At 69.2% G+C, this 24,168-nt stretch carries 4 protein-coding genes (1 of these 4 only partly in view); all 4 read left to right on the top strand.

Annotated elements, in window-relative coordinates; all coding sequences use genetic code 11:
• Positions 1 to 224 precede the first annotated feature (224 nt).
• Tightly spaced (each overlapping or abutting the next), the 4 genes in view from P24_RS09460 to P24_RS20025 form a layout consistent with a single transcriptional unit that may run on beyond the window.
• The gene (locus P24_RS09460; RefSeq protein WP_008944489.1) at positions 225 to 1,874 is read left to right on the top strand and encodes a cyclic peptide export ABC transporter; all 1,650 of its coding nucleotides are present in this window, start codon (positions 225 to 227) and stop codon (positions 1,872 to 1,874) included.
• On the top strand, positions 1,874 to 3,526 hold the full coding sequence (locus tag P24_RS09455) for a cyclic peptide export ABC transporter (protein WP_008944488.1): 1,653 nt from the start codon (positions 1,874 to 1,876) through the stop codon (positions 3,524 to 3,526). The genes P24_RS09460 and P24_RS09455 overlap by 1 nt, the downstream gene beginning before the upstream one ends.
• Entirely contained in the window at positions 3,523 to 5,829 is a 2,307-nt protein-coding gene (gene fabD, locus P24_RS09450; protein ID WP_008944487.1) for an ACP S-malonyltransferase, read from the top strand. The genes P24_RS09455 and fabD overlap by 4 nt, the downstream gene beginning before the upstream one ends.
• Positions 5,826 to 24,168, top strand: partial view of an SDR family NAD(P)-dependent oxidoreductase gene (locus P24_RS20025; RefSeq protein ID WP_008944486.1) — the 5' portion only. The gene runs 1,760 nt beyond the window's last position; 18,343 of the gene's 20,103 nt are visible here — the first part of the coding sequence; its start codon is at positions 5,826 to 5,828; its stop codon lies beyond the right edge, outside the window. Before fabD ends, P24_RS20025 begins: the two co-directional genes overlap by 4 nt.

The following is a 24,168-nucleotide window of genomic DNA, read 5'->3' as shown; positions in this document are numbered from 1 at the left end:
GCAGCAGGATCAATTCTACAGCGGTTCGTCCGGCCTGTCTGCGCCGGCAAGGGCCCGGACAGCCCGCGCGGCATCGTCAAGCGGCTTTTTATCTATTTATCACAAATGTATTTTTTGCGCATTTTTGCCAATGGGTTAATACTCGTGTACTCGGCACCGGGGCGTGGCACGCTGCGTTCCGGCAAGAACCGTGATTGTCAGGGAATTGGGGTCGGCCCGCACGCATGTATATTCTGCGCCTGCTTCAAAGCGGATCGCCCCAGGCCTATCGGGGGTTGCTGCTCGTTACCTGCCTGTCCGGCCTGTCGAACGTCGTGCTGATCGCGCTGATCAATCACGTCGCGGAGCAGGCGGAACAGCAGGTGCCGGTCGGCCTGCAGATGCTGCTGCTCTATCTCTGCGTCTTCGCCTTCTATTACGTCGCCGACCGAGCCTCGCTGCGCCAGGCCAACCAGTTCGTCCAGCACCGGCTGAGCGCACTCCGGCTGCGCGTCGTCGGCAAAATCCGCCGGGCCGATCTGCGCGCCATCGAGAATCTGGGCCATGGCGACCTGTATGCGACAGTGGCGCAGGAGATCAACCATCTCTCGCAGAGCTTCCCGCTGCTGGTGAATGCCGCGCAGGGCGTCTTCCTGCTGATCTTCTGCCTGCTCTACATCGCCACCCTGTCGCTGGTCTCCTTCCTGGTGATGACGGCCTTCACCATCATCGGCCTGTACATCTTCTGGCTGCGCCGCAAGGTGCTGGCCGAGGCGATGGAGGAGGTCTATGTCTGTGAGGCGGCGATGCTGGAATCGGTGTCGCACTTCACCGAGGGCTTCCAGGAAATCCGCCTGAACGCCGACAAGAACGATTCGCTGTTCCGGCATTTCGCCGGCGTGCTGGACCGGCTGGAGACGACGGTGATCGGCGTCGGCGGCAAATGGGTCGTGCTGCTGCAGTTCGCCAACGCCTTCCTCTATGCGCTGGTCGGGCTGGTCGTCTTCATCCTGCCGATGTTCTTCGAGGGCTATTCGGACACGGTCTACAAGATCGTGGCGGTGTCGATCTTCTGCGTCGGGCCGGTGACCGGGCTGACCGCGGCGGCACCGATCTTCTCCAAGGCGGATGTCGGGCTTGGCCATGTGTTCCGGCTGGAGCGGCGGCTGGACAACCGGCTGGGCGGCGCCGGCCATGCGGTGACGGCGCCTGAGGAGTCCCGCTTCCGGGGTTTCAGGACCATCAGCTTCGAGGCGGTGCGCTTCACCTATCGCGGCCCGGACGGCACGCCAAGCTTTACCTCCGGCCCATGGGATTTCGCGCTGCGCCATGGCGAGATCGTGTTCCTGACCGGCGGCAATGGCAGCGGCAAATCGACGGCGATGAAGCTGGTATGCGGCCTCTATGCGCCGGATGACGGCCGCATCCTGGTCGATGGGGTGCCGGTGACAGACGAAAGCCGGCAGGAATATCGCGAGCTGTTCTCCGCCATCTTCCCGGACTTCCACCTGTTCGACCGGCTGCACGGGCTGGAGGATGTCGATCCCGACCGGGTGACCGCGCTGATCGCGCGCATGGAGCTGGCGGACAAGGTGCGGTTCGAGAATGGCCGCTTCTCCAGCACCGAGCTTTCGACCGGCCAGCGCAAGCGCCTCGCGCTGATCGCCGCGCTGCTGGAAGACCGCGAAATCTATCTGTTCGACGAATGGGCGGCCGACCAGGACGCGCATTTCCGCGACGTGTTCTACAGCGAGCTGCTGCCCGACCTGAAGCGGCGCGGCAAGGCGGTGCTGGCGGTCACGCATGACGACCGCTACTGGCATCGCTGCGACCGCCGCCTGCATCTCGACCTCGGCAAGATGAGCCCGGTCGGGGATGGGATGGGGGACAGCTGATGGCGCTGCTCGACTTCATCCTGCGGGCCGGCCGCCGTCCGCTGCAGATCATGGGCCTGCTGACCGTGATCGCCGGCTTGGCCAATGCGCTGCTGGTGGTGATCGTCAATGAGGTGGCGCAGCATGTGGCGGTGGCCGAACGGCCGGACCTGACCACGGCGCTGGTGTTCGTGCTGGCCTTCGTGGCCTATTACCAGGCCAACAAATTCGCCCTGCTGCGCGCCAACCACATCATCGAGGTGCTGCTGAACCGGCTGCGGCTGGGCGTCATGGACCGGCTGCGCCGGGCCGAGCTGCGCGATGTGGACCAGCTGCGGCGTGGCCAGCTCTACACGCTGGTGTCGCAGGAAACCAACTACCTGTCGGTGACCTTTCCGTTGCTGGTCGATTCCTTCCAGCAGGCGATCCTGCTGGTCATCTCGCTGGCCTATCTGCTGTACCTGTCGCCGGCGGCCTTCCTGGTCTTCCTGATCTGTGTGTTTGCCGGCGTCATCGCCTATCACCGGATCAACGAGCGGATGGGCGATACGCTGCGCCGGCTGCATCGCTTCCAGGCGCGCCTGCTCGACGCCATCGGCGACATCATCAATGGCAGCAAGGAACTGCGGCTGAACAGCCGAAAGAACGAGTCGGTGTTCCAGTCCTACCGCAAGCTGTCGCGCGCCACGGAAGCGACGCTGATCGATTCCGGCGAACAATGGACCGCGATGATCCTGCTCAGCAGCGCGGTCATCTTCGCCATGCTGGGCATTGTCGGTTTTGGCTTCCCGCACTTCGTCGGCAATCACGGGGACATCGTCTTCCAGCTGATCCCGGTGCTGCTGTTCTGCGTGGCGCCGTTTGCCAAGATCGTCAGCCAGTCGCCGATGTTCGTGCGCGCCGAGGTCAGCCTGCAGGGCGTACTGGAGATCGAGCGCCAGCTGGGCGCCGCCGACATGCTGAGCCCGTCCGACGCGCGCACGGCAGCGGCGGCCTATCGCGATTTCCGGACGCTCGGCTATTCGGCGCTGACCTTCACCCACCGCGATGCGACCGGGGCCGGCACCTTCACGCTGGGGCCGCTCGACCTTACCGTGCAGCGTGGCGAGACGCTGTTCCTGGTCGGTGGCAATGGCAGCGGCAAATCGACGACGCTGCGCCTGATGACCGGGCTGTACGCGCCGGAGGCCGGATCGATCCGCGTGGATGAGACGCCGATGGTCGGCCGCGACGTGGCCGGCTTCCGCGAGCTGTTCGCGGCCATCTTCGTCGATTTTCACCTGTTCGACCGGCTGTACGGGTTGGAGAATGTGCCGGCCGAGCAGGTCAATCTGATGATCGAGGAGATGGGGCTGGCCGGGAAGGTGCGCTATGAGGGCGGGCGCTTCTCGACCACGCATCTGTCCACCGGCCAGCGCAAGCGCCTCGCGCTGATCGCGACATTGCTGGAGGACCGGCCGATCTATGTGTTCGACGAATGGTCGGCCGAGCAGGACGTTCACTTCCGCGCCTATTTCTACAATACTGTGCTGAAGCGGCTGAAGGCGCAGGGCAAGACCGTCATCGCGGTCACCCATGATGAGCGCTACTGGCATCTGGCGGATCGGGTGGTAAAGCTCGATCTCGGCAGGGTCGAGTGGCAGCGCCAGGGCAGCGAGATGGAGGCGCCATGAAGGCCTTCCTGTTTCCGGGTCAGGGCGCTCAGCGCATCGGCATGGGGGAGGGGCTGTTCGAGGCCTTCCCCGAACAGACCGCCTGTGCCGATTCCGTGCTCGGCTACTCGATCCGTGAGCTGTGCCTGACCGGCCCGATGGAGCGGCTGACGCAAACGCAGTTCACCCAGCCTGCGCTCTATGTCGTCGGCGCGCTGACCTGGCTGAAGCGCGTGGCGGACGGGGCGAAGGCCGATTACCTGCTGGGCCACAGCGTTGCCGAATATATCGCCCTGTTCGCCGCCGGCGTGGTGGATTTCGAGACTGGTCTGCGGCTGGTGCAGAAGCGCGGCGCGCTGATGGCCGAGGCGACGGGCGGCGGCATGGCGGCGGTGCTGGGACTGGAGGCAGCGCAGGTCGAGGATATCATCCGCCGGCATGGGCTGACCGATATCTTCGCCGCCAATGTGAACACGCCGAAGCAGATCGTGGTGTCGGGCAAGCGCGAGGCGGTGGTGGCCGCCGAGCCGCTGTTCCTGGAGGCCGGCGCCTCGCATTACCGTGTGCTGCAGGTCAGCGGCGCCTTCCACACGCCCTTCATGCAGCCGGCGCGTGACGCCTTCACCCGGTTCCTCGCCGATATCGAGTTCCGCGCGCCACAAGTGCCGGTGATCTCCAACGTGACCGCGCGCCCGCACAGGCCAGACGCGATTGCCCGGCTGATGGCCGAGCAGATCACCGCCCCGGTGCGCTGGAGCGACAGCATCCGCTACCTGCTGGCCAAGGGCCTCGCCTTCGAGGATTTCGAGGAGCTGGGACCGGCCGGCGGTGCAGTGGTGAAGCCGATGGTGAAGCGCACCCAGCTGGAGGCCGGGCCGCTGGACGCCGCCGAATTGGCAGCGGAAGAGACAGCGGAAGCGCCGACCGTGGAAGCGCCCACACGCATGAATGGCACGCGCCACAAGGCCGCCGGCTTCGGCGCCGCGACGCTGGGCTCGGCAAGTTTCCGCGAGGATTTCGGCGTGAAATACGCCTATGCTGCCGGCGCCATGTATCAGGGCATCGCCTCGGCGGAGCTGGTGATCCGCATGGCGAAGGCCGGGCTGCTCGCCTTCTTCGGGGCCGGTGGGCTGCCGATGCCGGCGGTCGAACAGGCGATCCAGCGCATCCGGTCGGAGATTCCGCCGGGCGCGCCCTTCGGCATGAATTTCATCGCCCATGCCAATTTCCCGCAGCTGGAGGACGACCTCGCCGACCTGCTGCTGCGCCATGAGGTGCGGGTGATCGAGGCCTCCGCCTTCATGGAGGTGACGCCGGCGCTGGTGCGCTACCGCGCCAAGGGGCTGAGCCGCGAGGGCGGGAAGATAAAAGCTGCCAACCGCATCGTCGCCAAGATTTCCCGGCCCGATGTGGCAGCGCAGTTCCTCTCCCCGGCGCCGGAGCGGTTGCTGACCCGCCTGCTGGAGTCGGGCGGCATCACGCCGGACGAGGCGGCGCTGCTGCGCGAAGTGCCGATGGCCGATGCGCTGTGCGTCGAGTCCGATTCCGGCGGCCATACCGACCAGGGCATGCCTTTCACGCTGATCCCGGCGACCCTGAAGGTGCGCGATGACGCACAGGCGCGCTTCCCCGGTTTCGCGCGCATCCATGTCGGCGCCGGCGGCGGCATCGGCACGCCAGAGGCGGCGGCTGCCGTCTTCGTGCTGGGGGCCGATTTCATCCTCACCGGATCGATCAACCAGTGCACCGTGGAGGCCGGCACCAGCGACGCGGTGAAGGACATGCTGGAAGGCATGAATGTCTATGATACAGACTACGCCCCCTCCGGCGAGATGTTCGAGATGGGCTCCAAGGTGCAGGTGCTGAAGAAGGGGCTGTTCTTCCCGGCCCGCGCCAACAAGCTGGTCTCCCTGTACCGCCAGCACGAATCGCTGGAGGAGATCGAGCCGGCGCTGCGCCGGCAGATCGAGGAGCGCTATTTCAAGCGCAGCTTTGACGAGGTGTTCGCCGATGTGAAGGCGAGCTACCGCGCCGCCGAGGTGGAGCGCGCCGAGCGCCAGCCCAAGCACCGCATGGCGCTGGTCTTCAAGCGCTATTTCCGCGACACCACGCGCTGGGCACTGGCCGGCGATCTGGAGCACAAGGTCGATTTCCAGGTGCATTGCGGCCCGGCGCTGGGGGCGTTCAACCAGTGGGTCGCGGGCAGCGAACTGGCAAGCTGGCGCAACCGCCATCCCGACATCATCGCCGACCGGCTGATGGCGGAGACCGCCAGCCTGCTTTCCCGCCGCTTCTCCATCCTGCTGGGGGAGGGCGGATCATGAGCCGCCCCGTCGCCATCATCGGCATCGGGCTGCGCCTGCCCAAGGCCGATACGCTCGACCAGTTCTGGCGCCATCTGGCGGCGGGCCGCTCGCTGATCTCGGAAGTGCCGGAGGGGCGCTGGGACAAGGCGGCCCTGCACGGCAATCCGGCGTCCGGGAATAAAACAGCAAGCATCTGGGGCGGCTTCATCGAGGAGGCCGATTGCTTCGATGCGCCCTTCTTCAGCGTATCGCCGCGCGAGGCCGCCTGGATGGACCCGCAGCAGCGTTTCGCGCTGGAGATGGCGTGGCACGCCATCGAGGATGCGGGCTATCGCGCCTCCCAGCTCGCCGGCAGCCGCACCGGCGTCTATATGGGCGTGTGCCACTGGGATTATGCGGAGCTGCTGGAAAAGCACCTGGCGCAGACCGACGCCTATATGCCGACCGGCATCGCCTTCTCGATCATCGCCAACCGGGTGTCGCATTTCTTCGATCTGCACGGCCCCAGCATCGCCAACGACACCGCCTGCGCCGCCTCGCTGACGGCGATCTACGAGGCGGTGCGTGCGCTCGACGCCGGCGATTGCGAGATGGCGCTGGCCGGCGGCGTGAACCTCGCCTGGTCGCCGAACCATTTCGTTGCCTTCTCCAAGGCCGGCATGCTGTCGAAGGAGGGCAGCGGCAAGGCCTTCGACGACCGCGCCGATGGCTATGTGCGTGGCGAAGGCGGCGGGGTGCTGCTGCTGAAGCCGCTGGACCGGGCACTGGCCGATGGCGACCCGATCCATGCGGTGATCCGCGGCATCGGCGTCAATCATGGCGGGCGCACCAGCTCGCTGACCGTCACCAGCCCGGACGCACAGGCGTCGCTGATCGAATCCGTGCATCGCGCCGCGGGCGTGACGCCGGACCGCGTGAGCTATATCGAGGCGCACGGCCCCGGCACGCCGCTGGGCGACCCGATCGAGATCGCCGGACTGAAGCAGGCCTTCGCCGCGCTGCATGCGGCGGCGGACACCGAGCCCGCGCCGGAAAGCTGCGGCATCGGGTCGGTGAAGACCAATATCGGCCATCTGGAAGGGGCGGCGGGCGTTGCCGGCATCGCCAAGCTGCTGGCCGCGCTGCGCCATGGCGCGCTGCCGGCCAATGTCGGCTTCCAGACGCTGAACCGGCTGATCGACCTCAGCGGCTCGCCCTTCCGCATCCAGGCGGAGCGGCGCGACTGGCCCCACGATCCTGATCGGCCCCGGCTGGCCGGCATCAGCTCCTTCGGGTTCGGCGGCGCCAACGTCCATGCCCTGCTGGAGGAAGCGCCTGTCCGCACCGATGCGGGTGGTTTTGACGGTCCCGTCATCCTGCCGATCTCGGCCCGCGATGAGGACCGTCTCGCGGCTTATGCGGAAAGGCTGCGCGACTGGCTGCGGGATGCGCCGGACAGCCTCTCGCTGGCCGATCTCGCCTACACGTTCCAGACCGCGCGAGAGCCGATGGAGGCCCGCGCCGCTGTCGTCGCCAGCGACCGGGATGGGCTGCTCGAAGCGCTGGAAAATTTCCTCGCCGGTAACGCGCTGGAGGACGCTCCTCATGCCGACCTCGCCGCGCGCTGGCGCGCCGGGGAGGATGTGGACTGGTCCGCGCTCTACACAGACGGCCAGACGCCGCGCCGCATCCATGCACCGCTCTATCCCTTCGCGCGGCACCGCTACTGGATGGATGCCTCGCTCGCCGGCAAGGATACGCAAGCCTTCCCGCACCCGCTGGCGCAGCGCAACCTGTCAGGTCTCGACGGGCCGCGTTACATCTCGCAGCTTGGGCGCGAGGCTTTCTACTGGGCCGATCACCATGTCGGCGGGCAGCAGATATTGCCCGGCGTCGCCTGCCTTGAGGCGGCCCGAGCGGCGCTGGAACAGGCGCGCGGCGGCGCGCCGCTGACCGAGGGGCTGAGTTTCGAGCAGGTGAGCTGGACCCGCCCGATTCGCGCCGGGTCCGTTCCGGTCGCGGTGGAGACACGGCTGCAGCCGCAGGCAGAAGGCGGCTTCGGCTTCACAATCTCCACAGCGGAGGGTGCCACCAACGCGCAGGGCGTGCTGCGCCTGGCACTGCTGGAGCCGCTGCCGGCGCTGGACCTCGCCGCACTGGCCGGTTCGCTGCCGGAAACCATCGATCCCGCCGAGTGCTATCGCCGGCTGGTGGCGAGCGGCGTTGCCCATGGCCCCGCCTTCCAGGCGCTGCGCGCGGTAAGACGCGGTGCCGGGGGCGTATTGGCGGAGCTGCGGCTGGGCCGCCTGCTGCATGGCACGCTGGCGCAGCTGCCGCTGCATCCGGTGCTGCTGGACGCCGCCATTCAGGCCTGGATCGCGCTGGACAATGACACCCCCACCGGCAGCGCCGTGCCCTTTGCCTGCGGCCGGATCGAGATGCACGGCCCCTGCACGCCGGTCATGCACGCCCATGTCCGCCGCGTCGCCGGGTCGGTACGCAGCGATGCGGTGGTGCGCCTCGACATCGACCTGACGGACAAGGACGGCAAGCCCTGTCTTGCCTTCCGCGATCTGGCGCTGCGACTGGTCGCGCCTAAGACGATGGACGAGATGGTGCCGGCGGCGGAAAGCGCCGAGGCGCCGACCGTGCATCTGGCCGGGCGCTGGGTCGAACGGCGCGCACAGGCAGACCCCATCCCACGCGAGACGCATATCTACCTCGCCGGTTTCGCGTCGGACATGGCGGCACAGCTTGCCGCGCGCACCGGCCTGCCGGTCGAGGCACTGCCAGAGGCTCCCGATCCTGCCGCGCGTGCCACCGGCTGGTTCCGGCATCTGCATGGCGCGCTGGCGGCGCGGATGCGGGCCAAGCCGGCGCTGCCGCAGCGCTTCCTCGTGCTGGCCGGACCGAAGGCGCCGGCCTGGCTGGCGACACCGCTGGCCGGGCTGCTGCGCACGGCAGCGCAGGAGAATCCGAAATTCTCCGGCGCGCTGGTGGCGGTGGAAGGTGCGGCGGATATCGACCGGCTGGCCGGGGTGCTGGCGGTGGAGGCTACAGCCGTCGATGATGCCGCCGAGCTGCGCCATAATGCCGCCGGCACGCGCTTCGCCTGGCAGCCGGAAGAAATTTCACCAGTGGGTAATGCACCGACGCTGAATCCCGAGGCTGCTTACTGGATCACCGGCGGGCTGGGCCGGCTGGGACTGATCCTCGCCGGCTGGCTGGCGGCGCGCGGCGCGCGGCACCTCGTGCTGTCGGGCCGCCGGATCGCCCCGGACGCGGCGGCGGAAGCGGCGCTGGCGACCTTGCGCGCGGGCGGTGCCGAGGTGCATCTCGAAGCCTGTGACGTCACCGATGCGGAAGCGGTGGCAAGGACGGTGGCGCGCATCGAAACCGATATCGGGCCGCTGAAGGGCATCATCCATGCCGCCGGCCTGCTGGATGATGGCTATATCCTGACCAAGGCGGCGGACAGCATCGCGCCGGTACTGATGCCGAAGATCGCCGGCACACTGAACATCGACCGCGCGACCCGCGATAGCGACCTCGATTTCCTGCTGCTCTGTTCCTCGATCGCCGCCAGCTTCGGCAATGCCGGACAGGGCGATTATGCCGGCGGTAATGCTTTCCTCGACGGTTTCGCCGAGCATCGCACCCGGCTTGCCGAGGCTGGGGAGCGTCACGGTGTTACCCTTTCCATCGGCTGGCCGCTCTGGGAAGCGGGCGGCATGAGCGTCGATGCAACAGGGCTGGCGGCGCTTGCCCGGCGCTTCGGCACGGTGCCGATGCCGACGGCGGCGGGCCTCGGGGCGCTGGACCGCGCCTTTGCGGCTGCTGCGCCCCGGCAGGTGGTGCTGCATGGTGCGCGCGACCGCATCGGTGCACTGCTGGCCGAGCCGGCACCGGTTGCGGAGAAAACGCCGCCGCCTGCCGCTGAACCGATCCCCACCGACGATGGCGACCTTACCGCGCGCACCATCGCCTTCCTGAAAGAGGTGCTGGCGGAGCGTTTGCAGATGGACCCGGCGCAGCTGCGCGCCGACCGGAAGCTGGAGGAATACGGCCTCGATTCCATCACCATCGTCGAGGCGACGGCGCAGCTGGAGGAGGCGCTGGGGCCGCTCTCCAAGACTTTGTTCTTCGAATATGTCGATCTGGCCGGCATCGCCGCGCATCTGGTGGAGGAGCGCCGCGCCGCGCTGATGGCCGCCTTACCGGGCGCATCAAAGCCGAAAGCGGCGCCGGCTGCCGCGCTAACCGCCGAGCCGCCCGCTAAAGTTTCCGCCGCGCCGCGCCCGGATGATCGACAGCAGCAGGACCAACACGACATCGCCATCGTCGGCCTGTCGCTGCGCGTCGCCCGCGCCGCCAGCCAGGACGAGTTCTGGGAGATGCTGTCGAACGGGCTGGACGGGTTCGAGGCCTATCCCGCCGAGCGCTGGAACCATGCGGCACTGCTGCACCCGGAACGCGACGTGCTCGGCAAGACGGTGGTGAAGACCGGTGCCTTCCTGAAGGATATCGACAGGTTCGATCCGCGCTATTTCCGCATCTCGCAGCATGAGGCGGAACTGATGTCGCCGGAGGTGCGGCTGTTCCTGGAGGCCAGCGTCGAAGCCTTCGAGGATGCCGGCTATTCGCGCGAGTACATGCAGGCGCGCTATGGCGGCGATGTCGCGGTGCTGGTCGGCTCGATGACCAACGAGTACGACCTCTACGGCTTCCAGAACATGCTGGTGCGCGGCGCGCTGGCCAGCGGCAGCTATACCGGCACCGTGCCGAACATGGTGTCCTATTTCTACGGCTTCACCGGCCCGTCCTATTTTCTCGACACCATGTGCTCGGCCTCCTCGACCTGCGTGCATGAGGCCGTCCATATGCTGCGCGCCGGGCGCTGCAAGATGGCGCTGGCCGGCGGGGTCAGCCTGCTGCTGCATCCGCAGAAGCTGATCGCCACCTCGCAGGAGCATTTCACCAGCAAGACGGCGGAGAAGATCAGGGGCTATGGGCTGGGCGCCGACGGCACCATCCTCGGCGAGGGCGTGGGCGCGCTGGTGCTGAAGCCGCTGGCCGATGCGGAACGCGATGGCGACCATATCTACGGCGTCATCATCGGCAGCGGCATCAGCAATGCCGGCGTGCGCAACGGCTTCACCGTGCCGAACCCGCACCAGCAGGCCGCCGCCATCGAACAGGCGCTAGAGGATGCCGCCATCGATGCGGCCAGCATCTCCTATGTGGAGGGGCACGGCTCCGGCACGGCGCTGGGCGACCCCATCGAGGTGAAGGCGCTGACCCAGGCCTTCCGCAAGTACACGGATGCCAAGGGCTTCTGCCCGCTGGGCACGGTGAAGTCGAATGTCGCGCATCTGCTGGCCGCCGCCGGGGTGGCCGGCATCGCCAAGGTGCTGGCGCAGCTGCGCCACGGCCAGATCGCGCCGTCGCTGCATGCCGAAGTGCTGAATCCGAACATCCCATTCGCCGACACGCCGTTCCGGGTACAGCGCGAACTGGCGCCCTGGACCCGTCCGCGCGATGCCGCCGGGCGGGAACTGCCGCGCCGTGCCGGTGTCACCTCAATCGGTGCCGGCGGCATGAACTCGCACATATTGATCGAGGAACATGCCGCACCGCCGCGCCTGGATATGCCGGCAGGAGCGGAGCTGCTGGTGTTCTCCGCAATGTCGGAGGCGGCGCTGATCCGGCTGCTGGCGCGGATGCGGGACCATGTTGCAGCCCATCCGGACCTGGTGCTGGCGGACCTTGCCTATACGCTGCAGACCGGCCGCAACGAGCTGCCCTGCCGGCTGGCGCTGGTGGCCGACGATATCGCCAGCGTCCCGGCGCTGCTGGCGGCTTTCATGGCATCGCCGGGGCCGGACCCGCGCCCCGCCCCGCATTGGCATTTTGTGCGCAGCATTCTGGAGGTGGAGCCGCCCGCTGATGCGGCGCGGCTGCGGCAGGATATCGGTGCGCGGGCGCTCGACCGGGTGGGTGCAGCCTGGGCGGCGGGGGCCAGCATCGACTGGGATATGCTGCACGAAGGGCGGCAGCCGCGCCGCATCTCGCTGCCGGCCTATCCGCTCGAGCGGGTGCGCTGCTGGTATCCGGAATTTGCCGATGCGCCCTCGGTGGTCAATCCGCTGGGCTCGGCATCGAAGCTGCATCCCTTTATCGGCGTGAATCGCTCCGGCCTGGAGGGTTTGCGCTATACGACCGCGATCCATCCGGGCGAGCTGCTGGATTACAGCTTCACGCAGGGCCGGACGCGCAGCATCCTGCCGACCGTCGCGGTGGAGATCGCGCTGGTGCTGGGTCGCGTCGCAGGGCTGGCCGGGCCATTGTCGCTGCGCGACCTTGCCGTGCGCGGCGCGCCGGCCTGGGCGGATGGATCGGAACTGCATGCCGCGCTTGATCCGCAGGGCGACGGGCTGCTGGTCCGGCTGGAGATGGCGGATGCGGCGGGCACCCGCACACCCTATGCCGAGGCGCTGGTGCAGGCGGCCTCCACCGCCCTGCCGCCGGAGAGCGTGCCCGCAACCGGCGAGGCGCTGGATGGCGCGGCTTTCACGGCAAGGCTGGCCGAACGCGGTTATGGCTTCGGCCCCTATCTGGAAGTGGTGGAACGCGCCTTGGACCTGACCGGCGGGGGTATGTTGTGCGACCTCGCGCGGGAACATCCGCAGCAGGATATCTTCAAGCGCAATATGCAGCTGCCGCCGCGCGTGCTGGCCGCGCTCTATCAGGCGGTGCTGTTCGATACGCCGCCGTCGGAGACGCCGCCGCTGCTGGCCGGGATCGCGTCGGCGGTGCTGGGCGACCGGGTGGACGAGACCGCGCGGCTGCTGGTCCGGCCGCAGGGCGACGGCGCCTATGTGGTGCGGCTGTTCGATGCCGGCGGCGCGGTGCTGGGCGCGCTGGACGGGGTGCGCTTCGCGGCGGCCGATGCGCTGGATCGTGCGGCCCCTGCGCCGGTGCTGGCCACGGCGAATGCCGCCGATGGGCTGGTGGGCGAGTTGCGCGCGCTGGCGGCGGCGATCCTGAAATTCCCCGCCGAGGAGCTGAACCCGCGCGAGCTGTTCTACGAGCTGGGCTTCGATTCAATCTCGCTGACCCGTTTTGCCGGGGAGATTTCGGAGGCCTACAAGGTCACGCTGTCGCCGGCGGTGTTCTTCGAGTGCGAGCATATCGAGGCGCTGGCCGCCCACCTCGCCAGCCGTCACCGCGTTGCGGCGGGAGCGACGGTACCAAAGCCCGCCGTGGTGCCGCTGAAGGTGGCCGCGCAGCCGGCGGTCACGGCCCGCCAGTCTCCGCCGGACGGCGCGGTGGCGATCATCGGACTGGCCGGTCGCTTCCCCGGCGCGGCAACGGCCGAGGAATTCTTCGCCCGGCTGCTGGCCGGCGACGACCTCACCGGTGAATTGCCGCTGGCGCGCTATGGCGCGGATTACCGCGCGCGGCTGGAACGGGCGGGCTTTCCGAAACGCGGCGGTTTCCTTGTCGATATCGACCGGTTCGATGCCGGCTTCTTCCGCATCTCCCCGGTCGAGGCGGAGCGGCTGGACCCGCAGCAGCGTCTGATGCTGGAGACCGCCTGGCGGGCGCTGGAGGATGCCGGCTACCGCCCGGAGGAGCTGCCGCGCGACACCGGCGTTTTTGTCGGGGTGACGGCGCAGGATTACGCCGCCCTGCTGCGTGACCATGGCGTCGCCAGCGACGGCTATGTCGCCACCGGCAATTCGCTGGCGATGGTGGCGAACCGGCTGTCGCATTTCTTCGATCTGAACGGGCCGAGCGAGGCGGTGGATACCGCCTGTTCCAGCTCGCTGGTGGCGCTGCTGCGCGCCGCCGATGCGGTGCGGTCGGGGCGCTGCGGCGCGGCGCTGGTCGGCGGGGTCAATCTGACGCTGGCGCTGGAAGGGTTCGAGGGGCCGCATCAGGCCGGCATGCTGAGCCCGGAGGGGCGCTGCAAGAGCTTTGGCGCCGGGGCCGATGGCTATGCACGCGGCGAAGGCGTGGTGGCGCTGCTGCTGAAGCCGCTGGCCGCTGCCGAACGCGATGGCGACCGCATCCTCGGGCTGCTGGTCGGCGGGGCGGAGAATCATGGCGGCCGCGCCGGCTCGCTGACCGCGCCGAATGCGAAGGCGCAGGCCGATCTGGTGGTCCGCGCCATGCGGGGCATCGATCCGGCCAGCATCGCCTGTATCGAGGCGCATGGCACCGGCACGGCGCTGGGCGATCCGGTGGAGGCGAACGGGCTGCGGCTGGCCTATGACACGCTGACCGGCGGAAATTCCGCTAGCCTGCCGCCGATCCTGCTGGGCTCGGTGAAATCCAATATCGGCCATCTGGAGGCTGCTGCCGGGCTGGCCGGCGTCGTGAAAATGCTGTTGGCGATGCGGCAGGGCCGGCTGCCGGCCTCGCTGCATTGCGCCGTGGCCAACCCGCATCTGGAGCTTGCCGGCTCGCCCTTCCGGCTGGCGGTGGAGACTCAGGACTGGCCGGTGCGCCGCGACGCGCAGGGCCGCACCCTGCCGCGCCGGGCCGGAATCAGTTCCTTCGGCTTCGGCGGCAGCAACGCGCATGTCGTGCTGGAAGCCTATGAGCCGGTTTCCGCGCCGCGCCGCCAGCCCCTGCCACCGCACCGCTTCGCCGAGACGCGCTACTGGATTCCGGGCGTACAGGCGGAAACGGTGACGGCGCTGGTGCCGCATTGGGTTGAGGCGCCGCTGGTTCCAGCCGGCACCGCACACGCGCGGCATATCATGGTGGCGGGCGGCATCGGCATTGCGACGTTGCCGGGCGTTGAGCTTATTGCCCCGTCCCTGCCTGCGGAGATCGGCGCTTCCTATGGCGCGCTGGCGGATATGCTGCTGCGCACGGTGCAACAGGCGCTGCGCGCGCCGGGCGAGGGACAGGTGCTCGTGCAGCTTGCCGTGCCGGATGCGGGTGAAGCTGCATTGTTTGCCGGCCTTGGCGCGATGCTGGACAGCATCGCCGCCGAACATCCACGGCTGCTCGGCCAAACCATCACCCTGCCCGCCGGTATCGCGCCGGCCGAGGCGTCCCGGCTGCTGGCGGCGGAGGCTACAGGCCCGTGCGACCGCCATGTCCGCTACCGCGCCGACCAACGCTGCGTGCGCAGTTGGAACGATGCGATCCTGCCCGCCGAAGGCGTGTCCTGGCAGGAAGGCGCGGTCACGCTGATTGCCGGCGGCATGGGCGGGCTGGGCCGGCTGCTGGCGCGCGATATTGCCGAATCCGCACCGGGGAGCGTTCTGGTGCTGACCGGGCGCGCGGCGCTGGATGCGGAGCGACAGGCTTTCCTTGAGGAATTGCGGCGGTTGGGCGCAAAGGCCGAATACCGGCAGGTGGATATCGCCGATGAGGCCGCCGTCGCCGCGCTGGTGCGGGAGGTCGCGGCGGCGCACGGTCGTCTCGACCGGGTGGTGCAGGCCGCCGGCATGCTGCGCGACGGCTACGCGCTGCGCAAATCGTCAGAGGATCTCGCGACCGTGCTGGCGCCGAAGCTCAAGGGCACGCTGGCGCTGTGGCGCGCCTGCCGCGACCTGCCGGTAAAGCCGTCCTTCGTGCTGTTCTCCTCGCTCGCCGGGGCGGTCGGCAATCCGGGACAGGCGGATTACGCGGCCGCCAACGGCTTCCTGGATGCGCTGGCCGAACGCGAGGGGGCGGAGCAGCAGGGCGCGCCGCTGCTGGCCATCGACTGGCCGCTGTGGCGCGAGGGCGGCATGCGCGTCGATGAATCGGTCGAGGCGGAGCTGTTCCGCCGCATGGGCCAGCGCCCGCTGGAAACGGCGGACGGGCTCGGCCTGCTGCGCCGCGCGCTGGCCGCCGGCCTGCTGCGCCTTGCCGTGATCGCCGGGGAGGGGGAGCGCATTCGCAGCTTCTTTGCTGCCGCCGACCGGCCGGCGCTGCCGCAGGCCGCACCGATGACATCCTCGGATACCGCGCTGCGCGACCGGGTGGCGGAGCGGCTGCGCCAGATATTCGCGGAGGCCAGCGGCCTGCCGGCGGACGGCATCGATCCGTCCCGCCCGCTGGAAGAATACGGCATCGATTCGCTGATGGTGACCCGGCTGAATGCGGCGCTGGAAGGACCGTTCGGCGCGCTGCCCAAGACGCTGCTGTTCGAGCATCGCACGCTGGCCGCTTTGGCCACGCATCTGGCAGCGGCAAAGACGGACGCGTGCCGGCGCTGGACCGGTCTGAATATGGCCGCCGCTTCCGTACCGGTTGCCGCCCAGCCGGTGGCGCGCGCTACAGCCGCGCCGGTTTCCCAGGACGAGCCCATCGCCATCATTGGCCTCAGCGGGCGTTATCCCGGTGCGCCCGACCTTGACGCCTTCTGGGCCAATCTGGCGGCGGGCCGCGATGCCATCACCGAGATTCCGCCCGAGCGCTGGGACATGGAAGGCTTCTTCCAGGCGAATGCCGATGAGGCGGTGGCGAACGGCCGCAGCTATGCGAAATGGGGCGGCTTCCTGGAGGGTTTCGCCGATTTCGACCCGTTCTTCTTCCGCATCTCCCCGCGCGACGCGGCGGCGATGGACCCGCAGGAGCGGCTGTTCCTGATGGCCGCCTGGGCGGCGTTCGAGGATGCCGGCTATGGCCCGACAAGGCTGGCGCGCCAGCATCATGGCCGCGTCGGCGTGTTTGCCGGCGTGACCAAGACCGGCTATGCGCTGCATGGGCCGTTCCGCAGCGAGGGCGGGGCGATGGTACGGCCTGGCACCTCCTTCGCCTCGGTCGCCAACCGGGTATCGCACGCGCTGGACCTCTCCGGCCCCAGCCTGCCGGTCGATACCATGTGCTCCTCCTCGCTGACCGCGATCCACGAGGCCTGCGCCCATCTGCGTGCCGGCAGTTGCGAGGTGGCGCTGGCCGGCGGCGTGAACCTCTATCTGCACCCGGCCAATTTCGTCGAGCTGAGTGCCGCCCGCATGCTGAGCGCGGAAGGCCGCTGCAAGAGCTTCGGCGCGGGCGGCGACGGTTTCGTGCCGGGCGAGGGTGTGGGCTGCGTCATCCTGAAGCCGCTGTCGCGGGCACTGGCCGATGGCGACCGCATCCATGCGCTGATTCGCGCCACTTCGATCAACCATGGCGGCCATGCCAACGGCTATACCGTGCCCAGCCCGGCGGCGCAGCGCGACCTGATCCGCGAGACGCTGGAGAAGGCCGGCCTGTCTGCCGATGAAGTCACCTGCATCGAGGCGCATGGCACCGGCACGGCGCTGGGCGACCCGATCGAGCTGGACGGGCTGACCCAGGCCTTCCGCAAGGACACTGGTGCCAGCGGCTTCTGCGCGCTGGGCTCGGTGAAGTCCAACATCGGCCATCTGGAGGCAGCGGCGGGCATCGCGGGCCTCACCAAGATCCTGCTGCAGATGCACCACGGTCAGCTGGCGCCGACGCTGCACGCCAGCGTGCCGAACCCGAACCTGGCGCTGGCGGACTCGCCCTTCCGGTTGCAGCAGGAACTCGCACCTTGGCAGGGCCGCCCCCGCATCGCCGGCCTGTCCTCCTTCGGGGCGGGCGGGGCGAACGCCCATGCGATTATCGAGGAATGGCCGACGCCCTCTTTCCCGGTGGCGGAAGCGCCAAGGCAGGCGGGGGGCACCGCGCCGCTGCCGGTGCTTTTGTCGGCGCGCGATCCCGAGCGGCTGCGCGAAATGGCCGAGCGGCTGCTGGCCTTTGTCGAGGCTGAGCGCCCCGTTCCGGCAGGCGATGTGCTGCCCATCTGGCGCGCGAAGCTGGCGGAACTGCTGGCGGTTGGGGAAGCCGAGATCGACGCTGACGAGCCGCTGGAGTCCTACGGCATAGAGCTGGCGCAACTGCTGGCGCTGAAAGGCTGGGCGGAGGATCGCTTCGGGCAGGCGTTGGACGCCGCCCGCTTTACCCCGGCGGCGACTCTGCGGCAGCTTGCCGGCCCGGTTGTGGCAGCGGGCAGCGGTGCCGTGCCGGCGCTAGCGGACATTTCCCACACGCTGCAGATCGGGCGGGAGGCGCTGGAGTGCCGCCTCGCTATTGAGGCTGCCTCGCTTGCGGAACTGGCCCCGGCGCTGCGCGCCTGGCTGGCCGGGCGGCAGAATCATCCGGGATTGCAGGAAGGCAATGCGAAGGCCGACCGCGCCGCGCTCGCCGGGCTACTGGATGCGACGGAAGCGCGGGAGCTGGCGGCGCGCTGGCTGGCCGAAGGCAGGCTCGGCAAGGCGCTCGCGCTCTGGGCAAAGGGGCAGGAGATCGACTGGCCGGGCGTGCCGGGCGGGCGCATCGTCTCGCTGCCGACCTATCCCTTCGCGCGTCAGCGTTTCTGGATACCCAGGCCGGCCCAGACGGTGGAAGCGGCAGTCGCGGCAGCATTGACGGACAGCCCGGCGGGCCGGGCGGCGCTGGAGGCCGGCAATGACCTGCTGGAACGCCGGATTGCGCCGGTGCTGCGCGCCGTGCTGGAGGACTTGCCGGAAGAGGATGTGGTGCCGGAGCTGCGGCGCTGGCGGCAGGCCGCCCTGGCGCTGCTGGCATCGGCTCCGGCGGGCGAGGTGGCGGACTGGGACAGCTTCGCGGCGGCGCACCGGGAGGATAAGGCGCTGGCCGCCCGCATCGCGCTGGCCGGCGCGACCTTGCGCGCCCTGCCGGACATTCTGGCCGGGCGGGTGAAGCCGACCGCCGTGATGTTCCCGGATGGTGGGATGGGGCTGGTCGAGGGCGTCTATAAGGATAATCCGGTGGCCGCGCGCTTCAGCGACGGGCTGGCCGAAGCGGCTTCTGCCTTCGTTGCGGCGCGGCTGGCGGCAGCACCGGACCGGCGCCTGCGCATCCTCGAAATCGGCGCCGGGACCGGCGGCACCAGCGTGTGCGTGTTCCGGGCGCTGGCCCCGCACCGCGCCGGCATTGCCGAATATCTCTACACCGATGTCTCGCGCGCCTTCCTGATCCATGCCGAACGCTCCTACGCCGACAGCGCGCCCAATCTGGCGACGGCTTTGTTCGATGTGGAAAAGCCGCTGGCCGGGCAGGCGGTCACGCCGCACGGCTACGATCTGGTGATCGCCGCCAATGTGCTGCACGCGACATCCGACATGCGCCGCACGCTGGCCACTGTGCGCGAAACGCTGGCGCCGGGCGGGCTGCTGCTGGCGAACGAGACCAGCGCGGCGACGCTGTTCACCCATGTCACCTTCGGCCTGCTGGAGGGCTGGTGGCGCTTCACCGACCCGGAGGTGCGGATTCCCGGCACGCCCAGCCTGACGCCTTCCTCCTGGCGGACGTTGCTGGAAGAAACCGGGCTGGTCTGGGTCGCCGGCTCGCCGGAGGAAGAGCTGGCGCTCGGCCAGCAGCTCATCGCCGCGCGCCTGCCGGAGGATGCGGCGGTTACTGCGGCGGCGCCGGTTGCCGCCACACCGAAAGCGCCGGAAACGCCCGTCATGGCGCAGCCTTCCGGCAGCCTGCGCGATGTGCTGTTGCGGCTGCTGGCGGAGACGCTGAACGTGACGCCGGCCAGCATCAATGTGACGCAGTCCTTCGCCGATTACGGGCTGGATTCGATCCTCGGCATGGAGCTGGTGCACCGGCTGCGCCGCGCGCTGGATATCGAGTTCGACCAGACAAGGCTGTTCGACTTCGCCAGCGTGGCGCAGCTGGAAGGCTTCATCGCGGCGGAGTACCCGGCGGCTGTCGCCAGCCTCGGCGCGGCGCCGGAACCGGCGGCACCTGCGGTTGCTGCTCCGGCGGTGCGGCGTTCCGAGCCGAAGGAGAAGAGCCGCGAACCGATCGCCATCATCGGCGCCAGCGGCCGTTTCGCGAAATCGCCGGACATGGACGCGCTGTGGGGGCATCTGCTGGCAGGCCGCGATCTGGTGGAGCCGGTCAGCCGCTTCGACCTCGACAGTCTGTACCGGGATTCCACGCCGGGAACCTATGGCAGGCACGGCAGCTTCATCGACGGGATCGACCAGTTCGACCCGGTATTCTTCGGCATTTCCGGGTTGGAAGCCACCTATATGGACCCGCAGCAGCGGCTGTTCCTGGAGGAGGCCTGGAACACGCTGGAAAATGCCGGCCATGCCGGCGCGGATATCGCCGGGCGGCGGGTCGGCGTGTTCGTCGGCTGCAGTGCCGGCGATTATCACGATTTGTTCGAGGGCGAGGAGGCGCCGGGCCAGGCCTTCTGGGGCAACACCATCTCGCTGATTCCGGCGCGCATCGCCTATCTGCTGGACCTGAAGGGGCCGGCGGTCGCCGTCGATACCGCCTGTTCCAGCTCGCTGGTGGCGCTGCATCTGGCCTGCCAGAGCCTGTGGAATGGCGAGGCGGAGATGGCGCTGGCCGGCGGCGTGTTCGTGCATGCGACTGCGCGCTTCTACCGCTCGGCCAACCAGGCGAAGATGCTGTCGCCCAGCGGGCGCTGTGCCGCCTTCGGCGCCGGGGCGGACGGCATCGTGCCAGGCGAGGCGGTGGGGGCGGTGCTGCTGCGCCCGCTGGCTGAGGCGCTGGCCGATGGCGACACTATCCAGGGCGTCATCGTCGCCAGCGGCACCAATCAGGATGGGGCGACCAACGGCATCACTGCGCCCAGCGCCGCCTCGCAGGAACGGCTGATCCGCAGCGTCTATGACGGGTTCGGCATCGACCCCGACAGTATCGGGCTTGTGGAGGCGCACGGCACCGGCACGGTACTGGGCGACCCCATCGAACATGCGGCGCTGACCCGCGCCTTCCGCCACTATACCGAGCGCACCGGCTTCTGCGCGCTGGGCTCGGTGAAGTCGAACATCGGCCACGCCACCACGGCGGCGGGCATCGCCGGGCTGGCGAAGCTGTTGCTGGCGCTGCGCCACCGCACCATTCCACCGACCATCCATGTCGGCAGCGGCAATCCGGCAATCCGCATGGATGACAGCCCGTTCTTCGCCAGCGAGAATCCAGTGGACTGGAAGGCTTCGGCTGGCGCGCCACGCCGGGCGGCGATCAGCTCCTTCGGCTTCAGCGGCACCAACGCCCATGCGGTGGTGGAGGAAGCGCCCGCCCTGCCGCCGCGCACCGGTTTGCCGAAGGGCGGCTTGATCGTGCTGTCGGCGCGGACGCCGGACGGTCTGCGGCGGCAGGCGGAAAAGCTGCTGGCCCATCTCGACATCCAGCCGGCGCAGGAGCTGGCGGATATTGCCTTCACCCTGCTGGCCGGCCGCCGGCATCTGCATCACCGGCTGGCGCTGGTCGCATTCGATCGCGCGGACCTCGCGGCGCGGCTGCGCCTCTGGCTGGACGGCACGGCGGACAGTGGCGTCGAAACGGCGGAGCTGGACGAGAAGGACCGTCGCGCCGACCCCGCCCGGCAGGCGGAGGGGGAGGCGCTGATCGCCGCGATCCGCACCGCCGCTAACCCGATGGCACTGCTGCCGGCACTGGCCCGCCACTATCTGGCCGGCGACGAACTGGACTATGGCGCGGCCTGCCCGGCCGGCGCGCGCCGGGTGCCGCTGCCGACCTATCCGTTCGAGCGCAAGCGCTACTGGGTGAAGAGTGCGGAGCAGCCGAAGCCGGCACTGGTCGCGGCTGCCGCTAAGCAACCCGCCATTACTCTGCCCGAACCGGCGGCAATACAGCAGCCGGTTGCCTCATCCGTCGCGCCGCCGAAGATCCGGCTGGCACCGCTGACGGCTACCCCGGCGGCGGTATCGGCCACACCGACCGGCACTCTGCGCCGCCTGCCGGATGCGGATGGCGTGCGACGGCTGGAACTCTCCGGAAGCTGGAGCGATGCTCAGCAGGCAAAGCTGGCCGGGGAACTGGCGGCGGCGTCAACGGACGACAGCGTGCGCGCGGTGCTGGTGACGGGCGATTGGGACGGCACCGCCACGACAGGTGACGGGCTGACCGCCGCGCTCGACTGCGCCGTGCCGGTGGTGGCGGCATTGCCGGCTTCCACACAGGGGGCCGGGCTGCTGGCGGCGCTGCAGGCGGATTTCCTGCTGCTGGCGGCGGATGGTTCCTATGCCGGCCAGCCGGGGCTTGCGCCGGCAAGCGCACTCATGGACCAGCGGCTGGGCCGCGAGGCGGCGCATCTGATGCTGGCCGAAGGCCGTGCGTTGAGCGGTGCCGAACTGCGTGCGCGCGGTGCGGGTATGCAGGTGCTGCCCGCTGGCGATATCGCCCGTACCGCCTCGGCGCTGGCGGCGCAGATCGCCCAGGCACCGCGCCTCAGCCTCGTCGAGCTGAAGCGCCACATGCGCCATGCCCTGCCGCCGCGCACCGACCTGCCGTCCGGCGATCATCCGCTGCTGGCCGCCATCGGCGAGGGGGCGACGGCTCCCGCCGGCAATCCGCGCCGCATCGCGCTGGCCAGTCCGGTGGTGGAGCTGGAAATCTGGCCCGATGGCGTGGCGCTGCTGCGGCTGTGCGAGAGGCAGCACAAGAACACCTTCACCCCGGCCTTCATGGACGGCATCCAGGAGGCCTTCACGGCGGTCGCCACCCTGCCCGAGGCGAAGGTCGTGGTGCTGACCGGGCATGACGGCTATTTCGCCTGCGGCGGCACGCGCGACGGGCTGACCGAGCTGCAGAGCGGGGCCACCCGTTTCACCGACCTGAAGATATACAGCCTGCCGCTGGAATGCGAACTGCCGGTGATCGCCGCAATGCAGGGCCATGGCATCGGCGCCGGCTGGTCGCTCGGCATGTATTGCGACCTGGCGCTGTTCGGGGCGGAGAGCGTCTATCACAGTAATTATCTCTGGTTCGGCTTCACGCCGGGCGCGGGGGCGACGCTGATCTTCCCGGAACGGCTGGGCGACGATCTGGGGCGCGAGGTGCTGTTCACCGCGCGCGAGTACAAGGGCCGCGAACTGGCTGCCCGCCGCCCCGGCCTGATCGCGCTGCCCGCCGTCGAGGTGTTGCCGCGCGCGCTGGCGATGGCGCACGCGCTGGCTGCCCGCCCGCGCGGCTGGCTGGTGCAGGCGAAATCGGCGCTGGCGAAGCCGCTGGCCGACCGGCTGGGGGATGTGCTCGCCCGTGAGGTGGCGATGCACGAGACGACCTTCATCGGCAATGCCCGCGTGGCCGAACGCATCGCCGAGGCCTTCCCGCAGGCCCCCGCCGCCGAAGCCCCGGAACCGGCAAAGCCCACAGTTTCCGATGGCGCGGCCCGGCTGGCGCGGGCGCGCGGGGAGATCGCCGCCACCCTTGCCGAGGAGCTGATGATCGAGGCCTCGGACATCCGCGATTCCTCCGGCTTCCTCGATCTCGGTCTCGATTCGATCCTCGCCGTCACCTGGCTGCGCCGGCTGAACGGGCTGTTCGGCATCGACCTGCCGGCAACCAGCGTCTATGCCCATCCGACGGTCGGCGACCTGGCCGCCCATGTCGCCAGGCTGCTGCCGGATGAGGCGCCGGCCGCACAGCCGGAGCCGCCTGCACAGCCTGAGCCTGCGCCGGCACCTGCCGTCGTGGCCCCTGTGGTTGCGGAACCTGTGGTCGCAACACCGGCGATCCTGCCAACACCGGCGCCTCGCCCAAGTCGCGAGACGCGGGGTGCGGTGGCGATCATCGGTGCCTCCGGGCGCTTCCCGAAGGCCGCCGATCTTGAAGCCTTCTGGGAGAATATCCGCAGCGGCCGCGACTGCATCGAGGAGGTGCCCGCCGACCGCTGGGACATCGCCCGGCATTACCATCCCGACCCGCAGCATCCCGAGACCAGCTATTGCAAATGGATGGGGGCCATCGACGGGATCGACCGGTTCGATGCCGGCTTCTTCACCATGACGCCGCGCGAGGCGGAGCTGACGGACCCGCAGCAGCGGCTGTTCCTGCAGCATGCCTGGCAAGCCATCGAGGATGCGGCGCTCGACCCGCTGAAGCTGGGCGGGGCGGCCTGCGGCGTGTTCGTCGGCGCCGGCCCCAGCGGTTATGCCGATCTGATCGCGGAGCGCAACGCCTACAGCCTGCTCGGCAGTTCCGGCTCCATCCTGGCGGCGCGTATCGCCCATCTGCTCGATCTGCGCGGCCCCAGCCTGTCCATCGACACCGCCTGCTCCAGCTCGCTGGTGGCGATTGCCGAGGCCTGCAACAGCCTGCTGCTGGGCGATTGCGACCTGGCGCTGGCCGGCGGCGCCTGCGTGCTGATCGGCCCGTCCATGTTCATCGACACCGCCAAGGTCGGCATGCTGTCGAAGGACGGGCGCTGCTTCACCTTCGATGCGCGCGCCAACGGCTTCGTGCCGGGCGAGGGTGTGGGCGTGCTGCTGCTGAAGCGGCTGGAGGATGCGCTGGCCGATGGCGACCCGGTACGCGCGGTGATCCGCGGCTGGGGCACCAATCAGGATGGGCGCACCAACGGCATCACCGCGCCCAACCCGCAGG

It is taken from the genome of Oceanibaculum indicum P24 (genome assembly GCF_000299935.1).
Classification (GTDB): domain Bacteria; phylum Pseudomonadota; class Alphaproteobacteria; order Oceanibaculales; family Oceanibaculaceae; genus Oceanibaculum; species Oceanibaculum indicum.
This window is presented reverse-complemented; position numbering and strand designations above follow the sequence as displayed.

Coding starts and splice junctions, on each gene's coding strand:
- P24_RS09460 (WP_008944489.1), top strand. CDS start 225: ATGTATATTCTGCGCCTGCTTCAAAGCGGATCGCCCCAGGCCTATCGG.
- P24_RS09455 (WP_008944488.1), top strand. CDS start 1,874: ATGGCGCTGCTCGACTTCATCCTGCGGGCCGGCCGCCGTCCGCTGCAG.
- fabD (WP_008944487.1), top strand. CDS start 3,523: ATGAAGGCCTTCCTGTTTCCGGGTCAGGGCGCTCAGCGCATCGGCATG.